18 protein-coding genes are annotated in these 18,706 nt (G+C 61.2%); 4 read left to right on the forward strand and 14 right to left on the reverse strand.

Annotated elements, in window-relative coordinates:
• Nucleotides 1-129: 129 nt before the first annotated feature.
• The 11 genes from H4V98_RS18525 to H4V98_RS18575 all read right to left on the reverse strand — a co-directional run bounded on the left by H4V98_RS18525 (nucleotide 130) and on the right by H4V98_RS18575 (nucleotide 11,463).
• Nucleotides 130-906 (reverse strand): enoyl-CoA hydratase, encoded by a 777-nt coding sequence (locus tag H4V98_RS18525; protein ID WP_196862010.1) that lies wholly within the window; start codon nucleotides 904-906, stop codon nucleotides 130-132.
• A gap of 52 nt (nucleotides 907-958) precedes the next feature.
• Nucleotides 959-1,117, reverse strand: coding sequence for a hypothetical protein (locus H4V98_RS18530; protein WP_196862009.1), 159 nt, complete (start codon nucleotides 1,115-1,117; stop codon nucleotides 959-961).
• Nucleotides 1,118-1,135: 18 nt separating this feature from the next.
• Complete coding sequence (locus H4V98_RS18535; RefSeq protein ID WP_196862008.1) at nucleotides 1,136-2,335, reverse strand: acetyl-CoA C-acyltransferase; 1,200 nt, start codon at nucleotides 2,333-2,335, stop codon at nucleotides 1,136-1,138.
• A gap of 21 nt (nucleotides 2,336-2,356) precedes the next feature.
• Complete coding sequence (locus H4V98_RS18540) at nucleotides 2,357-2,878, reverse strand: DUF4442 domain-containing protein (RefSeq protein ID WP_196862007.1); 522 nt, start codon at nucleotides 2,876-2,878, stop codon at nucleotides 2,357-2,359.
• A complete protein-coding gene (locus H4V98_RS18545; protein ID WP_196862006.1) occupies nucleotides 2,878-5,292 on the reverse strand; it encodes a 3-hydroxyacyl-CoA dehydrogenase NAD-binding domain-containing protein in 2,415 nt (804 codons plus the stop codon). The genes H4V98_RS18540 and H4V98_RS18545 overlap by 1 nt, the downstream gene beginning before the upstream one ends.
• 134 nt (nucleotides 5,293-5,426) lie before the next feature.
• Nucleotides 5,427-5,861, reverse strand: coding sequence for a DUF2147 domain-containing protein (locus tag H4V98_RS18550; protein ID WP_196862005.1), 435 nt, complete (start codon nucleotides 5,859-5,861; stop codon nucleotides 5,427-5,429).
• A 29-nt stretch (nucleotides 5,862-5,890) separates the two neighbouring features.
• Entirely contained in the window at nucleotides 5,891-7,687 is a 1,797-nt protein-coding gene (locus H4V98_RS18555) for an acyl-CoA dehydrogenase C-terminal domain-containing protein (RefSeq protein WP_196862004.1), read from the reverse strand.
• A 24-nt stretch (nucleotides 7,688-7,711) separates the two neighbouring features.
• Nucleotides 7,712-8,416: a TetR/AcrR family transcriptional regulator gene (locus H4V98_RS18560; protein ID WP_196862003.1), complete on the reverse strand. Its 705-nt coding sequence runs from the start codon at nucleotides 8,414-8,416 to the stop codon at nucleotides 7,712-7,714.
• Nucleotides 8,417-8,639: 223 nt separating this feature from the next.
• Nucleotides 8,640-9,842 (reverse strand): PLP-dependent aminotransferase family protein, encoded by a 1,203-nt coding sequence (locus H4V98_RS18565; RefSeq protein ID WP_196862002.1) that lies wholly within the window; start codon nucleotides 9,840-9,842, stop codon nucleotides 8,640-8,642.
• An 11-nt stretch (nucleotides 9,843-9,853) separates the two neighbouring features.
• Nucleotides 9,854-10,036 (reverse strand): hypothetical protein, encoded by a 183-nt coding sequence (locus H4V98_RS18570; RefSeq protein ID WP_280757816.1) that lies wholly within the window; start codon nucleotides 10,034-10,036, stop codon nucleotides 9,854-9,856.
• A 26-nt stretch (nucleotides 10,037-10,062) separates the two neighbouring features.
• A complete protein-coding gene (locus H4V98_RS18575; RefSeq protein ID WP_196862000.1) occupies nucleotides 10,063-11,463 on the reverse strand; it encodes a VOC family protein in 1,401 nt (466 codons plus the stop codon).
• 155 nt (nucleotides 11,464-11,618) lie between these two features.
• Between H4V98_RS18575 and H4V98_RS18580 the strand changes: the two genes are divergently transcribed.
• Nucleotides 11,619-12,518, forward strand: coding sequence for a LysR family transcriptional regulator (locus H4V98_RS18580; RefSeq protein ID WP_196861999.1), 900 nt, complete (start codon nucleotides 11,619-11,621; stop codon nucleotides 12,516-12,518).
• Between the two features lie 88 nt (nucleotides 12,519-12,606).
• Here H4V98_RS18580 and H4V98_RS18585 read toward each other — a convergent pair whose 3' ends face one another.
• Nucleotides 12,607-13,500, reverse strand: a complete 894-nt coding sequence (locus tag H4V98_RS18585; RefSeq protein WP_196861998.1) for a transporter substrate-binding domain-containing protein — start codon at nucleotides 13,498-13,500, stop codon at nucleotides 12,607-12,609.
• 210 nt (nucleotides 13,501-13,710) lie between these two features.
• Nucleotides 13,711-14,637, reverse strand: coding sequence for a LysR family transcriptional regulator (locus tag H4V98_RS18590; protein WP_280757817.1), 927 nt, complete (start codon nucleotides 14,635-14,637; stop codon nucleotides 13,711-13,713).
• A gap of 105 nt (nucleotides 14,638-14,742) precedes the next feature.
• On the opposite strand from H4V98_RS18590, the gene H4V98_RS18595 reads away from it, so the two are divergent.
• Genes H4V98_RS18595 through H4V98_RS18605 form a run of 3 tightly spaced genes read left to right on the forward strand, consistent with a single transcriptional unit; the run spans nucleotide 14,743 to nucleotide 17,569 of the window.
• Nucleotides 14,743-15,696 (forward strand): 3-hydroxyacyl-CoA dehydrogenase NAD-binding domain-containing protein, encoded by a 954-nt coding sequence (locus H4V98_RS18595; protein ID WP_280757867.1) that lies wholly within the window; start codon nucleotides 14,743-14,745, stop codon nucleotides 15,694-15,696.
• Nucleotides 15,697-15,707: 11 nt separating this feature from the next.
• Nucleotides 15,708-16,529, forward strand: coding sequence for a 3-keto-5-aminohexanoate cleavage protein (locus H4V98_RS18600; RefSeq protein ID WP_196861996.1), 822 nt, complete (start codon nucleotides 15,708-15,710; stop codon nucleotides 16,527-16,529).
• A 44-nt stretch (nucleotides 16,530-16,573) separates the two neighbouring features.
• Entirely contained in the window at nucleotides 16,574-17,569 is a 996-nt protein-coding gene (locus H4V98_RS18605) for a tripartite tricarboxylate transporter substrate binding protein (RefSeq protein ID WP_196861995.1), read from the forward strand.
• 149 nt (nucleotides 17,570-17,718) lie between these two features.
• On the opposite strand, the gene argB is transcribed toward H4V98_RS18605, so the two are convergent.
• Nucleotides 17,719-18,645, reverse strand: coding sequence for an acetylglutamate kinase (argB, locus tag H4V98_RS18610; protein ID WP_196861994.1), 927 nt, complete (start codon nucleotides 18,643-18,645; stop codon nucleotides 17,719-17,721).
• Nucleotides 18,646-18,706: the final 61 nt, after the last annotated feature.

Consider the following 18,706-nt stretch of genomic DNA (forward strand, 5'->3'; position numbering starts at 1 on the left):
CGCTGTCGGTTTCTGACAGCGGCTTTTTTATTCATTGCAGATTCTTTGACGCTATCAATAAAATAGCTGCCAGAACACGCCAGATAAGCGCAAAAAGCTGTTTTTACTTAGAATTTGGCGTGAAATCACTCAGATTGCCGAAAAATCCGGCTTGCGCTTTTCCATGAAGGCGGTGAACGCCTCGCGGGCGGCAGGCTCCTGCAGCATGCGGCTAAAACTCGCGCCCTCTTCGGCCATGCGCTCGGCGACCATGCCGGCATTGCCCTTTTTCATCAGTCGCTTGGTTTCCATCAGCGACGTGATCGGCTTGGTGGCCAGTTTCATCGCTTGCCGTTGCGCCAGCGCATTGGCCTCGGCAGGCGGCACGATGCGGTTGATCAGGCCCATGTCCAGTGCCGTCTCGGCCATGAAGGGCTCGCCCAGCAGCAGCGCTTCGGCGGCGCGCGGATAACCCATCAGTTGCGCGGCCAGAAAGCTCGACGCCGCTTCCGGGCACAGTCCCAGGTTGACGAACGGCATCGAAAACGCAGCGTTGTCGCCGGCATACACCAGGTCGCAATGGAACAGCATGGTGGTGCCGATGCCGACCGCCGGACCGCACACGCTGGCGACAATGGGCTTGGGAAAGCTGCTCAGGCCGCGCAGGAAACGAAACACCGGCGCGTCCGATGTGGCGGGCGGAGTGTTCAGGAAGTCGCCAATGTCGTTACCGGCTGAAAAAATCGTTTCATGGCCCTGGAAGACAACGACGCAAACCGCCACGTCATGGTTGGCCGAATCCAGCGCGTCGGCCAGCATGTCGTACATGGCAGCGGTGATGGAGTTCTTGCGTGCCAGGCGGTTGAGCGTGATGGTCATCACGCCGCTGTCGGTGTGAACCAGGATGTCGTTGGAAAGTTCGGTCATGGGTTTTTCTGTAGGGTTGTAAAAAATACGATTCTGGCAGCATGCGAAAAGTTCAGGCGCTCAGGGCTTCAAGCACACAACCCGGCTGGTCCTTGGCCTCTTGATCGGCGGCCAGGACCATCAGCTGTCCGGCTTTCAGACCGGGGGCTTGCAACACGTCGGCCACCGTGGCCGGGTCCGCCATGTGTTTTCCGCCTCCCAAAAGGGCCACGGTGCAATTTTAAAATGATCAGACGCGCTCAAAAATACCGGCAGCGCCCTGCCCCATGCCGACGCACATCGTGACCATGCCGTATTTCAGCTGGTGGCGGTGCAGCGCATGAATCACCGTGGCAGCGCGAATCGCCCCGGTGGCGCCCAGCGGATGGCCCAGCGCAATCGCGCCACCCATCGGGTTGACCTTGGCCGGGTCCAGCCCCAGCGTGTTGATGACCGCCAGCGACTGCGCGGCAAACGCTTCGTTCAGTTCGAACCAGTCGATGTCGTTTTGCGTCAAGCCGGCGTAGCGCAGCGCGGCCGGAATGGCTTCAATCGGGCCGATGCCCATGATGTCGGGCGGCACGCCCTTGGCGGCGTAGCTGACAAAGCGGGCCAGCGGCTTGAGGCCGAACTGCTTGACGGCTTTTTCGCTGGCCAGGATCAAGGCACCCGCGCCATCAGACGTTTGCGAGCTGTTACCCGCCGTGACCGAGCCGCGTGCGGCAAACGGCGTCTTCAGTTTGGCCAGGCCTTCGAGCGTGGTGTCGGGCCGGGCGCCTTCGTCCAGGCTGACGATGCGGCTTTTGGCAATGACTTCGCCGGTTTCCAGGTTAGCCGTGCGGTCCGTCACTTCAACCGGGGTGATTTCGTCAGCGAACTCGCCAGACTGCTGCGCCTTGAGCGCCTTCATGTGCGACTCGTAGGCAAACTGGTCCTGCTTCTCACGCGAGACTTTCCACTGCTGCGCGACTTTCTCGGCCGTCAGCCCCATGCCATAGGCAATGCCGACGTTCTCGTCGTTGGCAAACATGGCCGGCGACAGCGACGGAGAATTGCCCGACATCGGCACCATGCTCATGCTTTCGGTGCCGGCGGCAAACATCACATCGGCCTCGCCCACGCGGATGCGGTCGGCCGCCATCTGGATAGCCGACAGGCCCGAAGCGCAAAAGCGGTTCACGGTGATGCCGCCCACGCTGGTCGGCAGGCCGGCCAGCACCGCACCGATACGCGCGATGTTCAGACCCTGCGGGCCTTCGGGTATCGCACAGCCGCAGATGATGTCTTCAATCGCTTTCGGGTCCAGCGTCGGCACCTGGGCCAGCGCAGCCTTGAGGACATTGACGAGCAGGTCGTCAGGCCGGGTATTGCGGAAAAAACCCCGGTGCGAACGGCCAATGGGCGTGCGTGTGGCGGCAACGATGTAGGCGTCCTGGACTTGTTTGGCCATGATTGAAATTCCTTTGGTTCTTTAGCTTTTTCGGGGACCAGACGGAATCCAGGCCCACACAAATTCACATTCGACAGGCTCGACGCCCGCTTCATCGGTCACCGTCACCCGCACATTGACTTCGCCCTTGTCGCTGGCCTGCATCAGCGCCTGCTGCTCGGCCGTGAGGATGGCAATCGCACGCATCGCTCCGCTGGCGCGCTTTTTGAACGCCATCTTCAGCTCTTTGGCCAGCGGAATGCAGTCGTCGCGCACATTCATGCCGACCACCATGCCGGTGGCGGTTTCGGCCAGCAGGTTCATGGCCGACGCATGGATGCCGCCAATATGGTTCTGCACCTTCTTCTCATTCTTCAGTCCGACTTCAACGCGTTCCCGGCTCATATGCAAAAAGTCGATGCCGGCTGTCCCGGCAAAAGGCACGGCGCGGCGCAGCACCACGCCTTGATACCAGATGCGGGCAAAAGACGGCACATCGACAAGCCGTTCCAGCTGGCGCTCCAGCCGGTTTGGCGGATGCTTCACAGTGCGCAGTTCAGCCATCAGTTGCGCACGGGCTTGCCGGTGCTCATCATGCCCATGATGCGTTCCTGCGTTTTCGGATGTTCCAGCAGCGCGCAAAACGCCTGGCGCTCCAGCGTCATCAAATATTCCTCGCTGACCAGCGTGCCGGCATCGACATCGCCGCCGCAGACCACGCCGGCGATCAGGCTGGCAATGTGAAAGTCGTGCGCGCTGATGAAGCTGCCGTCACGCATGTTGACGAGCTGGCCCTTGATGGTCGCCACGCCGTTGCGGCCCGCCACCGGGAACAGGCGTTTGTGCGGCGGGCGGTAGCCCGAGGTGTAGAGCGCGCGCGCTTCGTTCAATGCGACAAACAGCAGCTCGTCCTTGTTCGGCACGATGACATCGCTGTCGAGCAAATAGCCCAGCCTGCGGCTGTCGATGGCGCCAGTGCCGACGCTGGCCATGGCCGCGGCGGTGAACCCTTCCGTCAGGAAAGGCAGCACGTCCTTGTTGCTCGACCTGGCCGCGTTTTCAGCGGCGCGGCGCGCAATATAAGCCAGTCCACCCGCGCCGGGCACCAGGCCGACACCGACTTCGACCAGGCCGATATAGCTTTCCATCGCGGCGACCCGTTTGGCCGAATACACCGCCATTTCGCAGCCGCCACCCAGAGCGAGGCCGCGAATTGCCGACACCACTGGCACGGCCGCATAGCGCAGCCTGAGCATCACGTTTTGCAGTTCGGCCTCGACGCCGTCGATCATCGCCGCGCCGCCCATCATGAAGGCCGGCAGCATCGACTGCAGGTCGGCGCCAGCCGAGAACATCGCATGGTTGGACCAGATCACCAGGCCCTTGTAGCTTTTTTCAGCCAGGTCCACGCCCAGCGCCAGGCCTTCGGCCACGTCGGGGCTGATGGCGTGCATCTTGGTCTTGATGCTGGCGATCAGCACATCGCCCTGGTCGGCGTCGAGCGTCCACAGGCGAATCGCATCGTCTTCGTGCAGCGTCGTGCCGGCAGTTTCAAACGCGGGTGCGTTGGAACCCAGCACGGCTTCGGGGAAAAGCTGCCGCTCATAGACTGGCAGCTTGCGCCGGGGAATGAAGGCCTGGCTGGAGGCGCTCCAGGAGCCCTCTGGCGTGTGCACGCCGCCGGCGTCAGCCACCGGGCCGGTGAACACCCAGTCGGGCAGCGGCGCAGAACCCAGCGCCTTGCCGGCGTCGATGTCTTCCTTGATCCAGTGGGCCACCTGCAGCCAGCCGGCTTCCTGCCACAGCTCGAACGGCCCCTGCTTCGCGCCGAAACCCCAGCGCATCGCAAAGTCGATGTCACGGGCGGTTTCGGCAATGCTGGCGAGGTGCACGGCGGCGTAATGAAACTGGTCGCGCAAAATGGCCCAGAGAAAGCGCGGCTCGGCGCCTTCGGCATGGCGCAGCAGCCCCAAGCGCTCGCCGGCCGGCTTTTTCAGCATGCGGCCGACCACTTCATCGGCTTTGGCGCCGCCCGGCACGTATTCCATGCTTTCCGGGTCCAGCCGCAGGATGTCGCGGCCGACCTTTTTGTAAAAGCCGGCGCCGGTCTTCTGGCCCAGGCTTTTGGCATCAAGCAGTTTGGCCAGTACCGGCGGCGTGCCGTACATGGCGGCGAACGGGTCGGCAATTTTTCCTTCGCCCAGGTTGTCCTGCAGCGTCTTGATGACATGCGCCATCGTGTCCAGCCCGACCACGTCGGCGGTGCGGAAGGTGCCCGAACTGGCGCGGCCCAGCTTCTTGCCGGTCAGGTCATCGACCACGTCATAGCTCAGGCCAAAGGCTTCGGCTTCCTTGATGGTGGCCAGTATGCCGGCGATGCCGACGCGGTTGGCGATGAAGTTGGGCGTGTCGTGCGCGCGGATCACGCCCTTGCCCAGCGCGGTCGTCACGAAGGCTTCCAGGTCGTCGAGCACAGCGGGTTGCGTGGTCGGTGTGTTGATCAACTCGACCAGCGCCATATAGCGCGGCGGGTTGAAAAAATGGATACCGCAAAATCGCGGCTTGATGGCTTCAGGCAATGCTTCGCTGAGCGTGGTGATCGACAGGCCCGAGGTGTTGCTGGCGACGATGGCGCCTTCGGCAATGAAGGGCGCTATTCTTTCGTACAGGTCGGTCTTCCAGTCCATGCGCTCGGCAATGGCTTCGATGATCAGGTCGCATTCCTTCAGAACATCCATGTGCTCTTCGTAGTTCGCCTGCTGGATCAGGCTGGCGTCTTCAACGACTCCCAGCGGCGCAGGCTTGAGCTTTTTCAGCCCCTCAATGGCGCGGCTGACAATGCCGTTTTTCGGGCCTTCCTTGGCCGGCAGGTCGAACAGCACGACCGGCACCCGGCAATTGACCAGATGGGCGGCGATTTGCGCGCCCATCACGCCTGCGCCCAGCACGGCGACTTTCTTCACTTGAAATCGGGACATTTTTTTTCCTTGTCGATTACTGATTCAGCGCATCTTTCAAGCCAATGACAGCGTGGAGCCGGCGCTGTCGGGCCAGAGATGTCGCCCCTGGAAAGGGAATGAGGCTACACGCAATGAGCCTCAGGCGGGGTGGGTCAATTGACGCGAACCCAGGTCTGGGTGCGCCCGAAAGGCCCGAACGAGCCCCGGACATCCAGCTTTTTGCCGTCCTCAACCGGCGTCATTTTGAGCGTGTAGTTTTTTCCGTTTTCAGGGTCCAGAATCTTGCCCCCCTCCCACACGCCCGCGCCTTCGGCCTTTTTGGCGCCCCGGATGATTTCGAGGCCAAGCAGCGGCTGGTCCTTGCGGTCGTCGCTGCATTCGGTGCAGACATCGTCGGGTTTGGCGGTCTTGAGCAGGCGCTTTTCTATTTTCCCGCTCAAAACCCCCGACGTCTCGGCAATGCGGACCTCGGCCTTGGCCTCGCCTGTCTTGTCGTCGAAACTGCGCCACAGGCCCACGGGCGTGCCCTGGGCCATCGCGGGCCCGAAAGCAGCTCCTAAAACAATAGCTATCAATGCACGGTACATATGCGCTCCAGCATTAAAACGTTGATAAATCAGGCCAGCGCCGCGTCAGTGTCCATCAGCGAGCGGCTGCCGCTGCGCGCGGTGCGCATCAGCGTCGCGGTCTCGGGAAACAGTTTGGCGAAATAAAAGCGCGCCGTCTGCACCTTGGCCAGGTAGAACGGATCGGCATTGCCGGCGGCAATCTCACGCAGCGCAGTTTGCGCCATACGCGCCCAGAAGTAGCCAAACACCAGATGCCCGGCTACGCGCAGATAATCAACCGCCGCCGCGCCCACTTCATCCGGATTCTGGAAGCCCTTGAAACCCAGTTCGGTGGTGAACTTGGTCATCTGGTCCGCCAGGTAGGCCAGCGGGTTGATGAACTCGGCCATCTTCTCGTTCACGCCCTCCTCGGCAATCAGCGCGCCAATTACCTTGCCGAACTTCTTCAGCGTCGCGCCGTTGTTGCCCAGCACCTTGCGGCCCAGCAGGTCAAGCGACTGGATGGTGTTGGTGCCTTCATAGATCATGTTGATGCGGTTGTCGCGCACCAGTTGCTCCATGCCCCATTCCTTGACATAGCCGTGGCCGCCGAACACCTGCATGCAGGCATTGGTGGCAATGTGGCCGTTGTCGGTCAAAAAGGCTTTCACGATGGGGGTCAGCAGCGCGACTATTTCGCCCGAATCCTTGCGGACTTTTTCGTCCGGGTGATACAGCTCCTTGTCAAGCAACAGCGTGCAGTAGATGCCCAGCGCCCGGCCGCCTTCGGCATAGGCCTTGGCGGTCAGCAGCATCTTGCGCACGTCGGGGTGCACGATGATCGGGTCGGCCGGCTTGTCTTTGGCCTTGGTGCCCGAGAGCGAACGCATCTGGATGCGGTCCTTGGCATACGCCAGCGCGTTCTGGTACGCCACTTCGGTCAGGCCGAGCGACTGGTTGCCCACGCCGAGGCGGGCGGCGTTCATCATCACGAACATCGCGGCCAAGCCCTTGTTGGGTGCACCGACCATGGTGCCCACGGCGTCTTCCATCACGATTTGCGCGGTGGCGTTGCCGTGAATGCCCATCTTGTGCTCCAGACCGCCGCACCAGATGCCGTTGCGCGAACCGAGCGAGCCGTCTTCATTGACGTTGAACTTGGGCACGATAAACAGGCTGATGCCCTTGCTGCCCTGCGGCGCATCGGGCAGGCGGGCCAGCACCAGGTGCAGGATGTTGGCCGTCATGTCGTGCTCGCCGGCACTGATGAAAATCTTGTTGCCGGTCAGCTTGAAAGTGCCGTCGGCCTGCGGTTCGGCCTTGGTGCGCAGCATGCCGAGGTCGGTGCCGCAATGCGGCTCGGTCAGGCACATGGTGCCGGTCCATTCGCCGCTGACCAGCTTGGGCAAATACAGCTTTTTCTGCGCGTCGGTGCCGTGGGCATGCAACGCTTCATACGCGCCGTGCGACAGGCCGGGGTACATCGTCCAGGCCTGGTTGGCCGAGTTCAGCATTTCATAAAAACACTGGTTGACCACGAACGGCAGGCCCTGGCCGCCGTATTCCGGATCACAGCTCAGCGCAGCCCAGCCGCCTTCCACATACTGCGCATAGGCTTGCTTGAAACCCTTGGGCGGCGTGACTTCATGGGTGGTCTTGTCGAGCGTGCAGCCTTCCTCATCGCCACTGATATTGAGCGGAAACGCCACTTCGACGGCAAACTTGCCGCCCTCTTCCAGCACCGCGTTGATGGTGTCGACGTCGATGTCGGCATGCGGGGGCAATACCTTCAGCTCGTCGGTGACCTTGAGCACTTCGTGCATGACGAACTGCATGTCGCGCAGGGGGGGGTTGTACTGGGGCATGGAAATCCTTTGGCGTTGGGGGTGTCAAGCGGGTTTGGAAAAAGAAGAACCAGGGAAAGCAGGGTCGGGCACGGCCGTACGGGCATGGCGCGCCATCATGTTGGCAAAGGCGGTCTTGGCCCGGGCGATGGAGCCGGGTGTCTTCAGGAAGCGGGCTTCATAGTGCAGTGCCAGGATGAGACCATGAACCTCGAACACCACCTGATGCGCATCGGTTTGCTGATGGAAATGACCCGCTTGCGTCGCCTGCACCACCGCGCGGTGCATGGCCGCCAGCCAGATACGCACCGAGTCGGCGAGTGCGTCGCGCACCGGACCGGGCCGGTCGTCGAATTCGACGGCGCCGCTGATGTAGATGCAGCCCGAATCAATCTCCACCGACGTCCGGTTCATCCAGCTGTCAAACATCGCATGCAGGCGCGGCAAGCCACGCGGCTTGTGCAGCGCCGGAAAGAAGACCTCTTCCTCGAACCGGACATGGTATTCACGAACGACCGAAATCTGCAGTTCTTCGCGCGAGCCGAAATGAGCGAACACGCCCGATTTGCTCATGTGCATGACCTCGGCCAGAGCGCCAATGCTCAGGCCTTCCAGGCCGATTTGCGTCGCCAGCCCCAAGGCTGCCTCGACAATGGCGGCCTTGGTCTGCTGGCCTTTTTGCGCGCTTTTGGACGTGCCCGTGGCCCCTGAAGTGCGGACGCTTTTGACAGAAATTGAAGTGACAGACATGGAGGGGGAAAATAAAAGAACGATCGTGCTATTTTGCAGCAATTTCATCTCCTGCCAACCATTAACCCTACATATTTTTGGAGTTCAGTCCTTTGGAAGGTGCGTGCGCCCTTGTCTTGACTACCGGAAATATCGGCACCAGAAAGAAACACGCCGGCAATATCAATTGCGGGAGTCTGGAAAAACCGTGATCGCGGTCACGGTCGTCTTTGGCCTTTAATCCTCAACTTGCCTGCGCAAAAGCCCTCGCCAACCGTTCTATGCCTTCCTGGATCTGCCCCACGTCAGGAGCAGCAAACGACAATCGCAGCGTGCCAAGGTCGGGCGCTTCCGGATAGAACGCTGCACCCGGAACATATAAAACGCCGCATTGCACGGCAGCCTCAAACAGTTGCTTTGCGTTAACGGGCACTGTGCTGCGCAGCCAAACGAACATGCCGCCCTGCGGCTGCACAAATGCTATTTTTTTGCCGAGCCTGGCATGCAACCCATCCGCCATGGCTTGCATGCGCTGCTTGTACTCTGTCCGGGCGCGCTCCACGCCAGCCGGATACCGGCCTGCTCCCAGGTATTCAGCAGCAATCTGCTGTGCCAGCGGCGACGTGCACAAGTCCATCGTCTGTTTGGCAACGACACAGCGGCGCAGTACATCGGGCGGCGCTGTCAGCCAGCCAATACGCAGTGCAGGCGCCACCGTTTTTGACAGGCTTGACAGGTAAAGCACCGGATTGCCGTCCCCGGCGATGCGCTGGCCCACAGCGTAGAGTGAGGGCGGCCGGTCATCGATGAAACTCAGCTCGCCATAGGGGTCGTCTTCAACGATCAGGAAATGGTATTGAAGCGCCAGACGCACCAGGGCCTCACGCCGCGCAGCGGGCAGCAAGGTGCCGCAAGGGTTGGAAAACGTGGGCACCGTATAGACCAGCCTGGGCCGTTGCGCCATGGGCAGCAGGGCCAGGCGAGCGGCAAGTGCATCCACATCAAGACCCTGCCCGTCAACCGGGGCGGCCATGATTTTGGCATTCGCCAGACGCAAGGCCTGGATGGCGGCGGGGTAAGCCGGGGTTTCGACGCAGACCGTGTCACCGGGCTCAATGAAGATGCGCAGCAGCAGGTCAAACGCCTGTTGAGAGCCGGTGGTGACGATCAGATCAGATGGGCTGCACACCATGCCGCGTGAGCGGCAGAGCAAGGCCAGCGCCTCGCGCAGCGCCGGCATTCCCTCGGTGGCGCCGTATTGCAGGGCGCCGCCGCCCGACAGCGCTCTGGCCGCCGCTTCTTGTAATCCTTCAGCGTCAAACAGGCTGGGCGACGGGTAGCCACCGGCCAGCGAGATGATGCCGGGCTGGCTCAAATACGGGAACAGTTCACGTATTGCAGAACCGGCAGGATTGACAAAACTGGAAGCAAAAGGAATAGGCAGCATGCGTCAGGTAGTCAAGTAAAAGAAAGTTCACCCGTGTCGGCAAGCGCTGGTGCGCAGCCAAAATCGGCTGCAACGGACAAGCCCAAAAGATTCAATAACCGTCGAACTCCAGAACCCAGCGCCCGCACCGCCTGAGTGGTGTCGTGCAGGTTTTGGCTGCCAATGCCATGAACTTGGCGCTGAAGCTGCACCATTGACTCCTGCCCCAGCGGCGTTGCGCTCATGCGCTGACTGGCGCCTGAAATGCGCGACGGACCTGTTCGATGGAACGGGTCTGCGCTTGTGCATAAAGCTCGATTTCGTCATGCACAGCCGCACCCAGCGCCGCTTCAAAAGCGGCTTGGTCGTCTTGTGCGGCGTAATGCTTGCGCTCGACGCTGCCCAGGTTTGACTGGAATATTCCGGCGGCACTGACCGGCAAGAAATCTTCATACACCATGGGCTGCGCACGCACCAGACCCTCGGCCATCAGATCTTCAAGTTCCCGGCTCGACGACTCGAAATCGGCCGCCCCGACAGCGGCTTTGCCTTGCGCTGTCAGCACATAGCGAAAAAACCCCAGCCCTTCGCGGCGCAGCGTGTCGTAGTCGTCAGGGAATGCCTCAAAGGCCAGTGCCAGCCGTCTGGCATAGGCTTCAGCATCTTCGTTGGCAACAGCGCCATCGCGCACATCCGCCAGAAGCTGGTCGTAGCGCTGGCGTCCGGCACGCGTGAGGGCGATGCCGCGATGCTCGATCTCACCAAACCGCGCCGTGTGCGTGCCCGAGCGCCGGCCATCGTCCCCCTGGAACAACACCTTTTCTTCCAGCGCCTTGAAGCTGGTCTGGCGTAGCAAAATGGCGCAACGGCGGCGCGGCGGGCCTTCAATGAATTCCTTCGCGATGATGCCGCACCGGGGCATGGCGGCCTGAGCGGCATCGATGTCAAGCGTGCGCGGCGTCAAGTGGTTGATGTGGGGGCCTTTGAAGCACACCACGTCGGCAATCAGGCGGTGCGCCTGTTGCAGCTTGTCGTAGGTCTGGCCATCGACGGTGGCTTCGGCATGCCAGCAAAAGGTTTGCAGCGCCTCCGCCACAAATTCATCAGCTTCTTTTGCCGTCAGGCCGCCTGCCCGTTCAAAACGCTCGATCAGCGCCAGTGCGCCTTTGGTGAAGATACGACGGCGCTCAAGGATGGAGGCGGCTTTAATGCGCAGAGCTTCGTCGGCGATTAACTCCAGACGCAGCAGCGAGGTAAACACCCGAAACGGGTTGGACATCAGCGCAGCGTCTGCCACAGGCCTGAATGCGGTTGAGTGAACCGGGACACCGGCCACAGACAGGTCATAGTAGCCAACGGGCTGCATCCCCATCACAGCGAACAGACGACGCATGGTCGCCAGTTCTGCTGGCGTGCCCAGTCGAATTGCGCCATGACGTTCAGCGTCGAGCCGTTCGATTTCCCCAGACTCGCTTAATTGCCTGGCGAGACCCGGCTCGGCTGCCAGGGTTTGGGCATTGACTTCAGCCACCAGTTGCACCAGCGCGCCATATTGAGGCACCTCCTGACGATACATACGGGACATGGCCTGCGAAAAACGGGTACGAATATCGTTGCTGCTGACGAATTGAGATTCGCTCATGGTGTAGTGGGTTCGGTTAAAAAATCAAGGCATGAACCCTTGGGCATGCCGCAGTGGAATCATCTTTCGTGGGCTGATGGTCAATCCTATTGAAGACTGCAAGCACGGTCAAACGATATTACGGTCGTCAATCATTCCTGCTTAGAATGATCTGCATGCTGCTTTCAAGTCGTTTTCTTCCTTCGATGTCGCTGTTGAGGGCCTTCGAATCTGCCGCCCGCCACCAGAGTTTCACCGCTGCTGCGGCTGAACTCCACCTCACGCAAAGCGCCGTCAGCCGCCAGATCCGGGCGCTGGAGGAACTGCTGCACTCCAGCCTGTTTGTGCGCGAACGCCAGACCGTGCGGCTGACGCTTGCCGGCCAAGCCTATGCGCAGGAAATCCGTGTGTCGCTGTTGCGCATCTCCAATGCAACGCTGGGTTTTCGCACCAATCCCAAAGGCGGCACGCTCAACCTCGCCATACTGCCAACCTTTGGAACGCGCTGGCTGGCGCCGCGGCTGCCCGACTTTCTGGCACAGCACCCCGGCATCACGCTGAACCTGACGACGCGTCTCGCGCGCTTTGATTTCGAACTTGAAGCCGTTGACGCAGCCATTCACTTCGGCCTGCCCCACTGGCCTGGCGCAGAGCTTGAATTCTTGATGCGCGAAACGGTGATTCCGGCCTGTAGCCGGGCACTCCGGGAACAGTACCGGTTTGCCGCGCCAGCTGATCTGCTCCAAGCGCCATTGCTTCATCTGGTGTCGCGTCCTGAGGCGTGGCAGCGCTGGTTGCAAGCCCACGGTGCCCTCGCCAGTGAAGCACGTGGCATGCTGTTTGATCAGTTTGCAGTGGCAACACAAGCCGCCATTTCCGGGCTGGGTGTTGCACTGCTTCCACGCTTCCTGATCGAGGCTGAACTTGCGCGCGGAGATCTGGTGGAAGCGGTCTGTGATGCGCAACCCATAGAAAGCGCCGAGCGTTATTACCTGGCCTGGCCCATGAACCGCAGCAGCTACCCGCCGCTGCAGGCCTTCCGGCAGTGGATTTGCGCCGCCGCGTTGTTGCCGTAACAGCACAGCAGCAACTCATTTCATTTCTGCATCAAACCCGCACCTGCAGGCCAAGCCGGCAAAGCACGCAGTTGGTTAGGCAATGGAGTTACTTGCCGTCGGCATACGACTCCAAGGGCTTGTCATTGGGTTCGCGCAACAATTGTTTGAGCGTGTTGCTCATGGGCAAATTAAGGCTGGTGTTGCTCGGCGGAATCGGTGACATGAACCACTTGTTGTAGAGTTTTTCCACATCGCCCGACTTCATGAGCTTGCGCAAGGCGTCATCAACCGCCGTCTTGAAGGCCGGATCGTCTTTGCGCAGCACCAGCGCTATGGGCTCGGCACCCAATGATTCGCCCACGATGTGGTAACCCGCCGGATTGCGGTTCCCGGCAATAACGCCCGCCAGCAGGTTGTCGTCCAGCACAAAGGCATCGGCACGCCCCGACTCCATCAGCAAGAAACTGTCAAAGTGGTCTTTGCCCAGCAACACAGGGAAGTCGATATTTTTGGATTGCGACAGTTTGCGCAGCATTTGCACGGCGGTGGTGCCTGCCGATGCGGCAACCGTGCGGCCGCCGAGCTGGTCAAACGACGTGATGCCGGAATTCACTTTGGTCGCCATGCGAACTTCGCTCACATAGGTGGTCAAGGCAAACGCCACCTGTTGCTGGCGTGTTTTGTTGTTGGTTGTGGGACCGCAACCAATATCAACCGTGCCGTTTTGCACCAGTGGAATGGTGTTCTGGGCCGTCAACACGCTGTATTCAAACTTCACCGCCGGCATGATGTCTTTCAGCACGCGTTCGCAAAGCTCGACATGGTAGCCAACGAACTTTTCGTTGGCCCCCAGTGCAAAGGCCATGGGCGCTGAAGATTCGCGCACCCCAAGCACGGCCTTGCCGCTGGTTTTCATTTTGGTCAGGGTGTCAACGCTCTGCGCGAAGGCCGGCAAAGCCAAGGCAACAAAGGTTGCAGCAACGAGGGTTTTGAGCTTCATGGACGTCTCTGAATTTTTTTGTAATAAATCGGGATCAAGGTTTGGCCATCACCCAGCAAGTCATCATGGATGCGACGCATCCATGACCTGATTGAATATCCCTCAAAACCCCTTGATTGAATAGCAATGAAATGGAAGAAGGTGATGCCAATCTGGAATGATGTCGAAGCACTTCGGGTTTTACGAAAGCGGCGTTGACTGTTTGTGTTTTCAGCTTGTTGTCCGGGGCCGGGGCGCCACCCGCGCCATCTCTTCGCGCAGCATGTCCACCAAAGCTGTTGCAGCAGGAGACAGGCTGCGATAGCGCCGGGTGACCAGCCCGATCGGGCGGGAAATGTCAGGCTCGACCAGCCGGCGGCGCACCACGCCGGGCTGCGGCGCCACGGCTGCCGCCAACTCGGGCAGCGCGGCAACCCCCAGCCCGCAGGCGACCATGGCGGTGATGGTGGCCAGGTGTTCCACCTCGTAAGTCGGCGCAAAACGCAAGCGGTGCTCCAGCAGCGCAGCGTCGGCATACTGGCGCACGCTGGCGGGCAGCGGCATTGAAATGTGCGTCAGCGCGGCCACGTCGATCCAGCGCAGCGGTCCGTTGCCCTGCGCCAACGCATGGCCGGGCGGGATCAGCAAGACAAAGCCATCGGAGGCCAGCGGCTGGTAGTCGAGGTCGGCATAGGCGGGATTGGCTGCTGTGAGCGCGAAATCCACCTGGCCAGCGCGCACCAGGTCAAAGGCCGGGCCCGACAGCGTGTCCACAATCCGGAACTGAATGCCGGGGTGCTGTGCGCTGAAGCGGGCGCAGGCAGCCGGCACCACTGTGGCCGCCAGTGAAGGCAGCGCGGCCAGAGTGACTTTGCCTGACTGCAGTTCCACCACGTTGCGCACCGCGCGCACCGCCTCGTCTGTCTGGGCGCGCAGCAGCAGCGCCTGCTCGGCAAACACCTGTCCGGTCGCCGTGAGCTGCACATGGCGTGTGGTTCGGTCGAACAGCCGCACCGCCAATGCGTCCTCCAGCCGCGTGATGACGCCGGAAACGGCCGACTGCGACAGGTTGACTTGCGCGGCGGTGCGGCGAAAGCTCAGGGTGGCGGCCAGGGCCAGAAAAACATCGAGTTCGCGGATTGACCAATTGATCTGCATAGCGAATCAGTTTATCCATAAAAACGTTTGGACAGCGCAATGCCCAACTTCTAGACTCGACTGAAAACCCACTTGCCCGTTTTGCAAAAAGGACCTCTTTTGAACCTGCTTCCCTCCCATCCGAAAAACGTACATGCCGTGGTCGTCGGCGGCGGCACCATGGGGGCCGATGTGGCCATCGTGCTGGCGCGCGGTGGCTGCCGCGTGACGGTGATTGATCCAGGCGAAGCCAAGCGCGCGGCACTGCAGGCGCATGTACGGCAAGGCTTGGCACCACTTGGGCTGGAACGCCGCGCAGACCAGGTGATGGCGGTGGCCGACCTCTCTTCTGTCGCCTGGCACGACGTGGCGCTGGTGGTGGAATGCATTCCGGAAAATTTGCCGATGAAGCAGCAACTGTTCGCCGAACTGTTGACGTATGCGAAGGTCTCTGCGGTTTTGGCCAGCAACAGCTCGAGCTTTCCGATCAGCGCTATTGCCCAAGGGCTGGCGTCGCGCCAGCGCATGCTGGGCCTGCACTTTTTCATGCCGGCCCACCTGGTGCCGCTGGTTGAAGTGGTGTGCGGGCCGGACTCTGACCGTGAACTGGCCGACAGCTTGTCCGCCTTCATGCGTGGCTGCGGCAGCGTGCCGGTGCTGGTGCGCAAGGACAAGCCCGGCTTTCTGGCCAACCGCCTGCAGCATGCGCTGGCACGCGAAGCCTTTGCCATGATCGACGAAGGCATTGCCACGCCGCAAGATGTGGACGCAGCCGTACGGTTCGGCTTCGGCTTTCGCTACCTGGCTGCAGGGCCGGTGCTTCAGCGTGACCATGCCGGACTCGACGTGCACTGCGCCGCTGCCGCCAGCATGTATCCCAGTCTTTCCAGCACCACAGTACCTGCCAACGTGCTGCAGACGCATGTCGATGCCGGCAGGCTGGGCATGAAAACCGGTGCCGGTTTTTACGAATGGCCCGAAGCGCGCCGCCTCGCGGAACGCGCGCGTTACGACCGCCTGCTGCAGCAGGGGCTGGACTTGCTGGCCAATGAACTTCCGCAAATTGACAAAAACTTTTGACCTTCCATCCTATGACGTTTGAACCGCTCATCATCACCGTGGCGCCCAACGGCGCCTACAAGCAGGCCCACGACCATGCCGCCGTTCCGCTGACCGCCGCCAGCCTGGCCAGCACCGCCAAGGCCTGCCTGGATGCGGGCGCCGCCATGCTCCACCTGCACATCCGCGACGCGCAGGGCGGGCACAGCCTGGACGTAGAGGGCTACCGCAATGCCTTGCAGGTGGTCAAGGCCGCCGTGGGCGACGCCATGGTGCTGCAAATCACCAGCGAAGCCGCCCGTGTTTACCAGGCCCCGCAACAAATCGCCATGGTGCAGGCACTGCGCCCTGAAGCCGTGTCGGTTTCATTGCGCGAACTGGACCAGCCCGACATTGGCGACGCCGGACTGGCGGCATTTTTTCAAGGGCTGGCGCGCGAGCGGGTCATGACGCAGGTCATTCTTTACGACGTGGCCGACCTGCAGCGCTGGCAAGCCCTGCGCGAGCGCGGCGTGATTCCCGAGGCGCCCTGGTTTTTGCTGTTCGTGCTGGGCCGCTACACCAGCGGGCAAACGTCCAGCCCGCGCGATCTGGTGCCTTTTGTCCATGCCCACACCGGGCCAGAGCCGTGGGCGGTGTGCGCATTCGGGGCCACCGAACATGCCTGCGTGACAGCCGCCGCCGCCTTGGGCGGGCATGTGCGGGTGGGTTTCGAGAACAACCTCCAGCTTAAAAACGGCCAGACCGCACCCGACAATGCCGCATTGGTCGGGCAGGCAGCAGAGGCAGCGCTCAGCCTGGGCCGCCCGCTGGCCAGCGCGCAAGACATACGCCAGCGCTTTGGCGCAGCCTGAAACGCATCATTCACAACCATAACCATAACGACAACGGAGACAACATGAAACGCACTGCTTTTGTGAAAATTGGCGCCCAACTCAGCGCCAGCATCGCCTTGGCCCTGCTGATGCCACTGGCCAGCCATGCGCAGGACAACTACCCCAGCAAAAACATCCGCTTCGTGGTGCCCTACCCGCCCGGCGGCCCGACCGACCTGATGGCCCGGCTGCTGAGCATGGAATTGCAAACCCGGCTGGGCGTCACCGTCATCGTGGACAACAAGGGCGGCGCAGGCGGCAACCTGGGCAGCGCCGAAGTCGCCAAGCAGTCGCCTGCCGACGGTTACACACTGCTGCTGGCGGCCAGCGGCCCGATGGCGGTCAATTCCACCCTGTTTCGCAGCATGCCCTTCAACTCGCTGACCGATCTGGCACCCGTGATCCAGATCTCGGCGTTTCCGATGGTGCTTGAGGTCAATCCCAAACTGAGCGTGAAAACGGTCAAGGAACTGGTGGCACTGGCCAAAACCAACAAGCCGGATTTGAGTTTTGCATCGGCCGGCAACGGCACACCGCAGCATCTGGCAGGGCAGATGTTCAACACCCAGATGGACATCAAGATCGCCCACATTCCCTACCGGGGCGCAGGACCGGCGCTGAACGATCTGCTGGGCGGCCAGGTCAACGTGATGTTCGATGTGCTGGGCAGCTCCCTGCCTTACATCCAGACCGGAAAACTCATCCCGCTGGCCGTGACCTCGGCCAAACGCAGCCCGCTGTTGCCCAATGTGCCGACCATGGCCGAAGCCGGCGTGGCAGGGTACGAATTTACCGGATGGCATGGCGTTGCCGTTCGCGCCGGAACGCCCGCGCCCATCATCGACAAGCTCAACAGCACGCTGAACGCCATCTTCAAGGAGCCCGAGTTCCACAAGAAGTGGGAAGCGCTGGGAACACCCGTGGTGGGCGGCACTGCAGCCCAGTTCGGCGAGTTGATCAAGACGGAAACCGTGCGACTCGGCAAGGTGGTCAGGGACTCGGGCGTCACTCTGGATTGAGCATTCAGTCGCATGCGGTCACCAGGCGGCATCGGGCTGACCCTTTAGTCCTGATTTGATAGCTGCTCATGCATGCTGGCATTGCGCAAAAGCACTTTTTAACCAAAATTTATGCCTTGCTGGCCGAAAAACCCAGCCAGCAGACAGGTTCAGTGCGAGCGGATCATCGTCCCGTAAGCCTTGTCGGTCAAAATTTCCAGCAGCATGGCATGCGGCACCCGGCCGTCGATGATGTGAACAGCATTCACGCCGCTTTTGGCGGCATCCAGCGCGCCCTCAATCTTGGGCAGCATGCCGCCTGAAATCGTGCCATCGGCAAACAGGGCGTCGATCTCGCGCGCCGTCAGGTCGGTGAGCAACTCGCCGGCCTTGTTCAACACGCCGGGAATATTGGTCAGCAGCACCAGCTTTTCAGCCTTCAGCACTGTCGCCAGCTTGCCGGCCACGACGTCAGCGTTGATGTTGTAGCTTTCGTTGTTTTCGCCAAAGCCAATCGGGCTGATCACGGGAATGAAGGCGTCGTCCTGCAACGCCTTGACCACGCTGGGGTCGATGCTGACGATCTCGCCGACAAAGCCGATGTCGTGCTCCTTGCTGGCATCGTCCTTGTCCAGCATGGTCAGCTTCTTTGCGCGAATCAAGCCGCCATCGCGCCCCGTCAGGCCAACCGCCTTGCCACCCGCCTGGTTGATGAGGCCGACGATGTCCTGCTGCACCTGTCCGGCCAGCACCCATTCGACCACCTCCATGGTTTCGTCGTCGGTCACGCGCATGCCCTGGATGAAATGGCCTTTCTTGCCCAGCCGGTTCAGCGCCATTTCAATCTGCGGTCCGCCGCCGTGCACCACCACCGGATTCATGCCGACCAGCTTGAGCAGCACCACGTCTTCTGCGAAGTCGGCCTGCAGCGCGGGATCGGTCATGGCGTTGCCACCGTACTTGATGACGATGGTTTTGCCATGAAACTGGCGAATGTAAGGCAGCGCCTGGGCCAGAATCTCTGCCTTGTCACGCGGGCCGATGTGCGACAGGTCGGGGTCGGAAGAAGATGAGTCGCTAAGCAAAGGAGAGGTCATGTCATCAAGCCTGGAAATGTTAAATCTGCAAATTGTGCCGCATGGGCGTGATGAAATGAAG

Source organism: Polaromonas sp. CG_23.6 (assembly GCF_029892315.1).
GTDB lineage: Bacteria > Pseudomonadota > Gammaproteobacteria > Burkholderiales > Burkholderiaceae_C > Polaromonas.

What these genes read in the sequence shown, in the direction of transcription:
- H4V98_RS18535 (WP_196862008.1), bottom strand. Translation starts at nt 2,335, where the DNA reads ATGGCCAAACAAGTCCAGGACGCCTACATCGTTGCCGCCACACGCACG.
- H4V98_RS18550 (WP_196862005.1), bottom strand. Translation starts at nt 5,861, where the DNA reads ATGTACCGTGCATTGATAGCTATTGTTTTAGGAGCTGCTTTCGGGCCC.
- H4V98_RS18525 (WP_196862010.1), bottom strand. Translation starts at nt 906, where the DNA reads ATGACCGAACTTTCCAACGACATCCTGGTTCACACCGACAGCGGCGTG.
- H4V98_RS18560 (WP_196862003.1), bottom strand. Translation starts at nt 8,416, where the DNA reads ATGTCTGTCACTTCAATTTCTGTCAAAAGCGTCCGCACTTCAGGGGCC.
- H4V98_RS18545 (WP_196862006.1), bottom strand. Translation starts at nt 5,292, where the DNA reads ATGTCCCGATTTCAAGTGAAGAAAGTCGCCGTGCTGGGCGCAGGCGTG.
- H4V98_RS18600 (WP_196861996.1), top strand. Translation starts at nt 15,708, where the DNA reads ATGACGTTTGAACCGCTCATCATCACCGTGGCGCCCAACGGCGCCTAC.
- argB (WP_196861994.1), bottom strand. Translation starts at nt 18,645, where the DNA reads ATGACCTCTCCTTTGCTTAGCGACTCATCTTCTTCCGACCCCGACCTG.
- H4V98_RS18540 (WP_196862007.1), bottom strand. Translation starts at nt 2,878, where the DNA reads ATGGCTGAACTGCGCACTGTGAAGCATCCGCCAAACCGGCTGGAGCGC.
- H4V98_RS18575 (WP_196862000.1), bottom strand. Translation starts at nt 11,463, where the DNA reads ATGAGCGAATCTCAATTCGTCAGCAGCAACGATATTCGTACCCGTTTT.
- H4V98_RS18570 (WP_280757816.1), bottom strand. Translation starts at nt 10,036, where the DNA reads ATGGTGCAGCTTCAGCGCCAAGTTCATGGCATTGGCAGCCAAAACCTG.
- H4V98_RS18580 (WP_196861999.1), top strand. Translation starts at nt 11,619, where the DNA reads ATGCTGCTTTCAAGTCGTTTTCTTCCTTCGATGTCGCTGTTGAGGGCC.
- H4V98_RS18565 (WP_196862002.1), bottom strand. Translation starts at nt 9,842, where the DNA reads ATGCTGCCTATTCCTTTTGCTTCCAGTTTTGTCAATCCTGCCGGTTCT.
- H4V98_RS18590 (WP_280757817.1), bottom strand. Translation starts at nt 14,637, where the DNA reads ATGCAGATCAATTGGTCAATCCGCGAACTCGATGTTTTTCTGGCCCTG.
- H4V98_RS18555 (WP_196862004.1), bottom strand. Translation starts at nt 7,687, where the DNA reads ATGCCCCAGTACAACCCCCCCCTGCGCGACATGCAGTTCGTCATGCAC.
- H4V98_RS18585 (WP_196861998.1), bottom strand. Translation starts at nt 13,500, where the DNA reads ATGAAGCTCAAAACCCTCGTTGCTGCAACCTTTGTTGCCTTGGCTTTG.
- H4V98_RS18605 (WP_196861995.1), top strand. Translation starts at nt 16,574, where the DNA reads ATGAAACGCACTGCTTTTGTGAAAATTGGCGCCCAACTCAGCGCCAGC.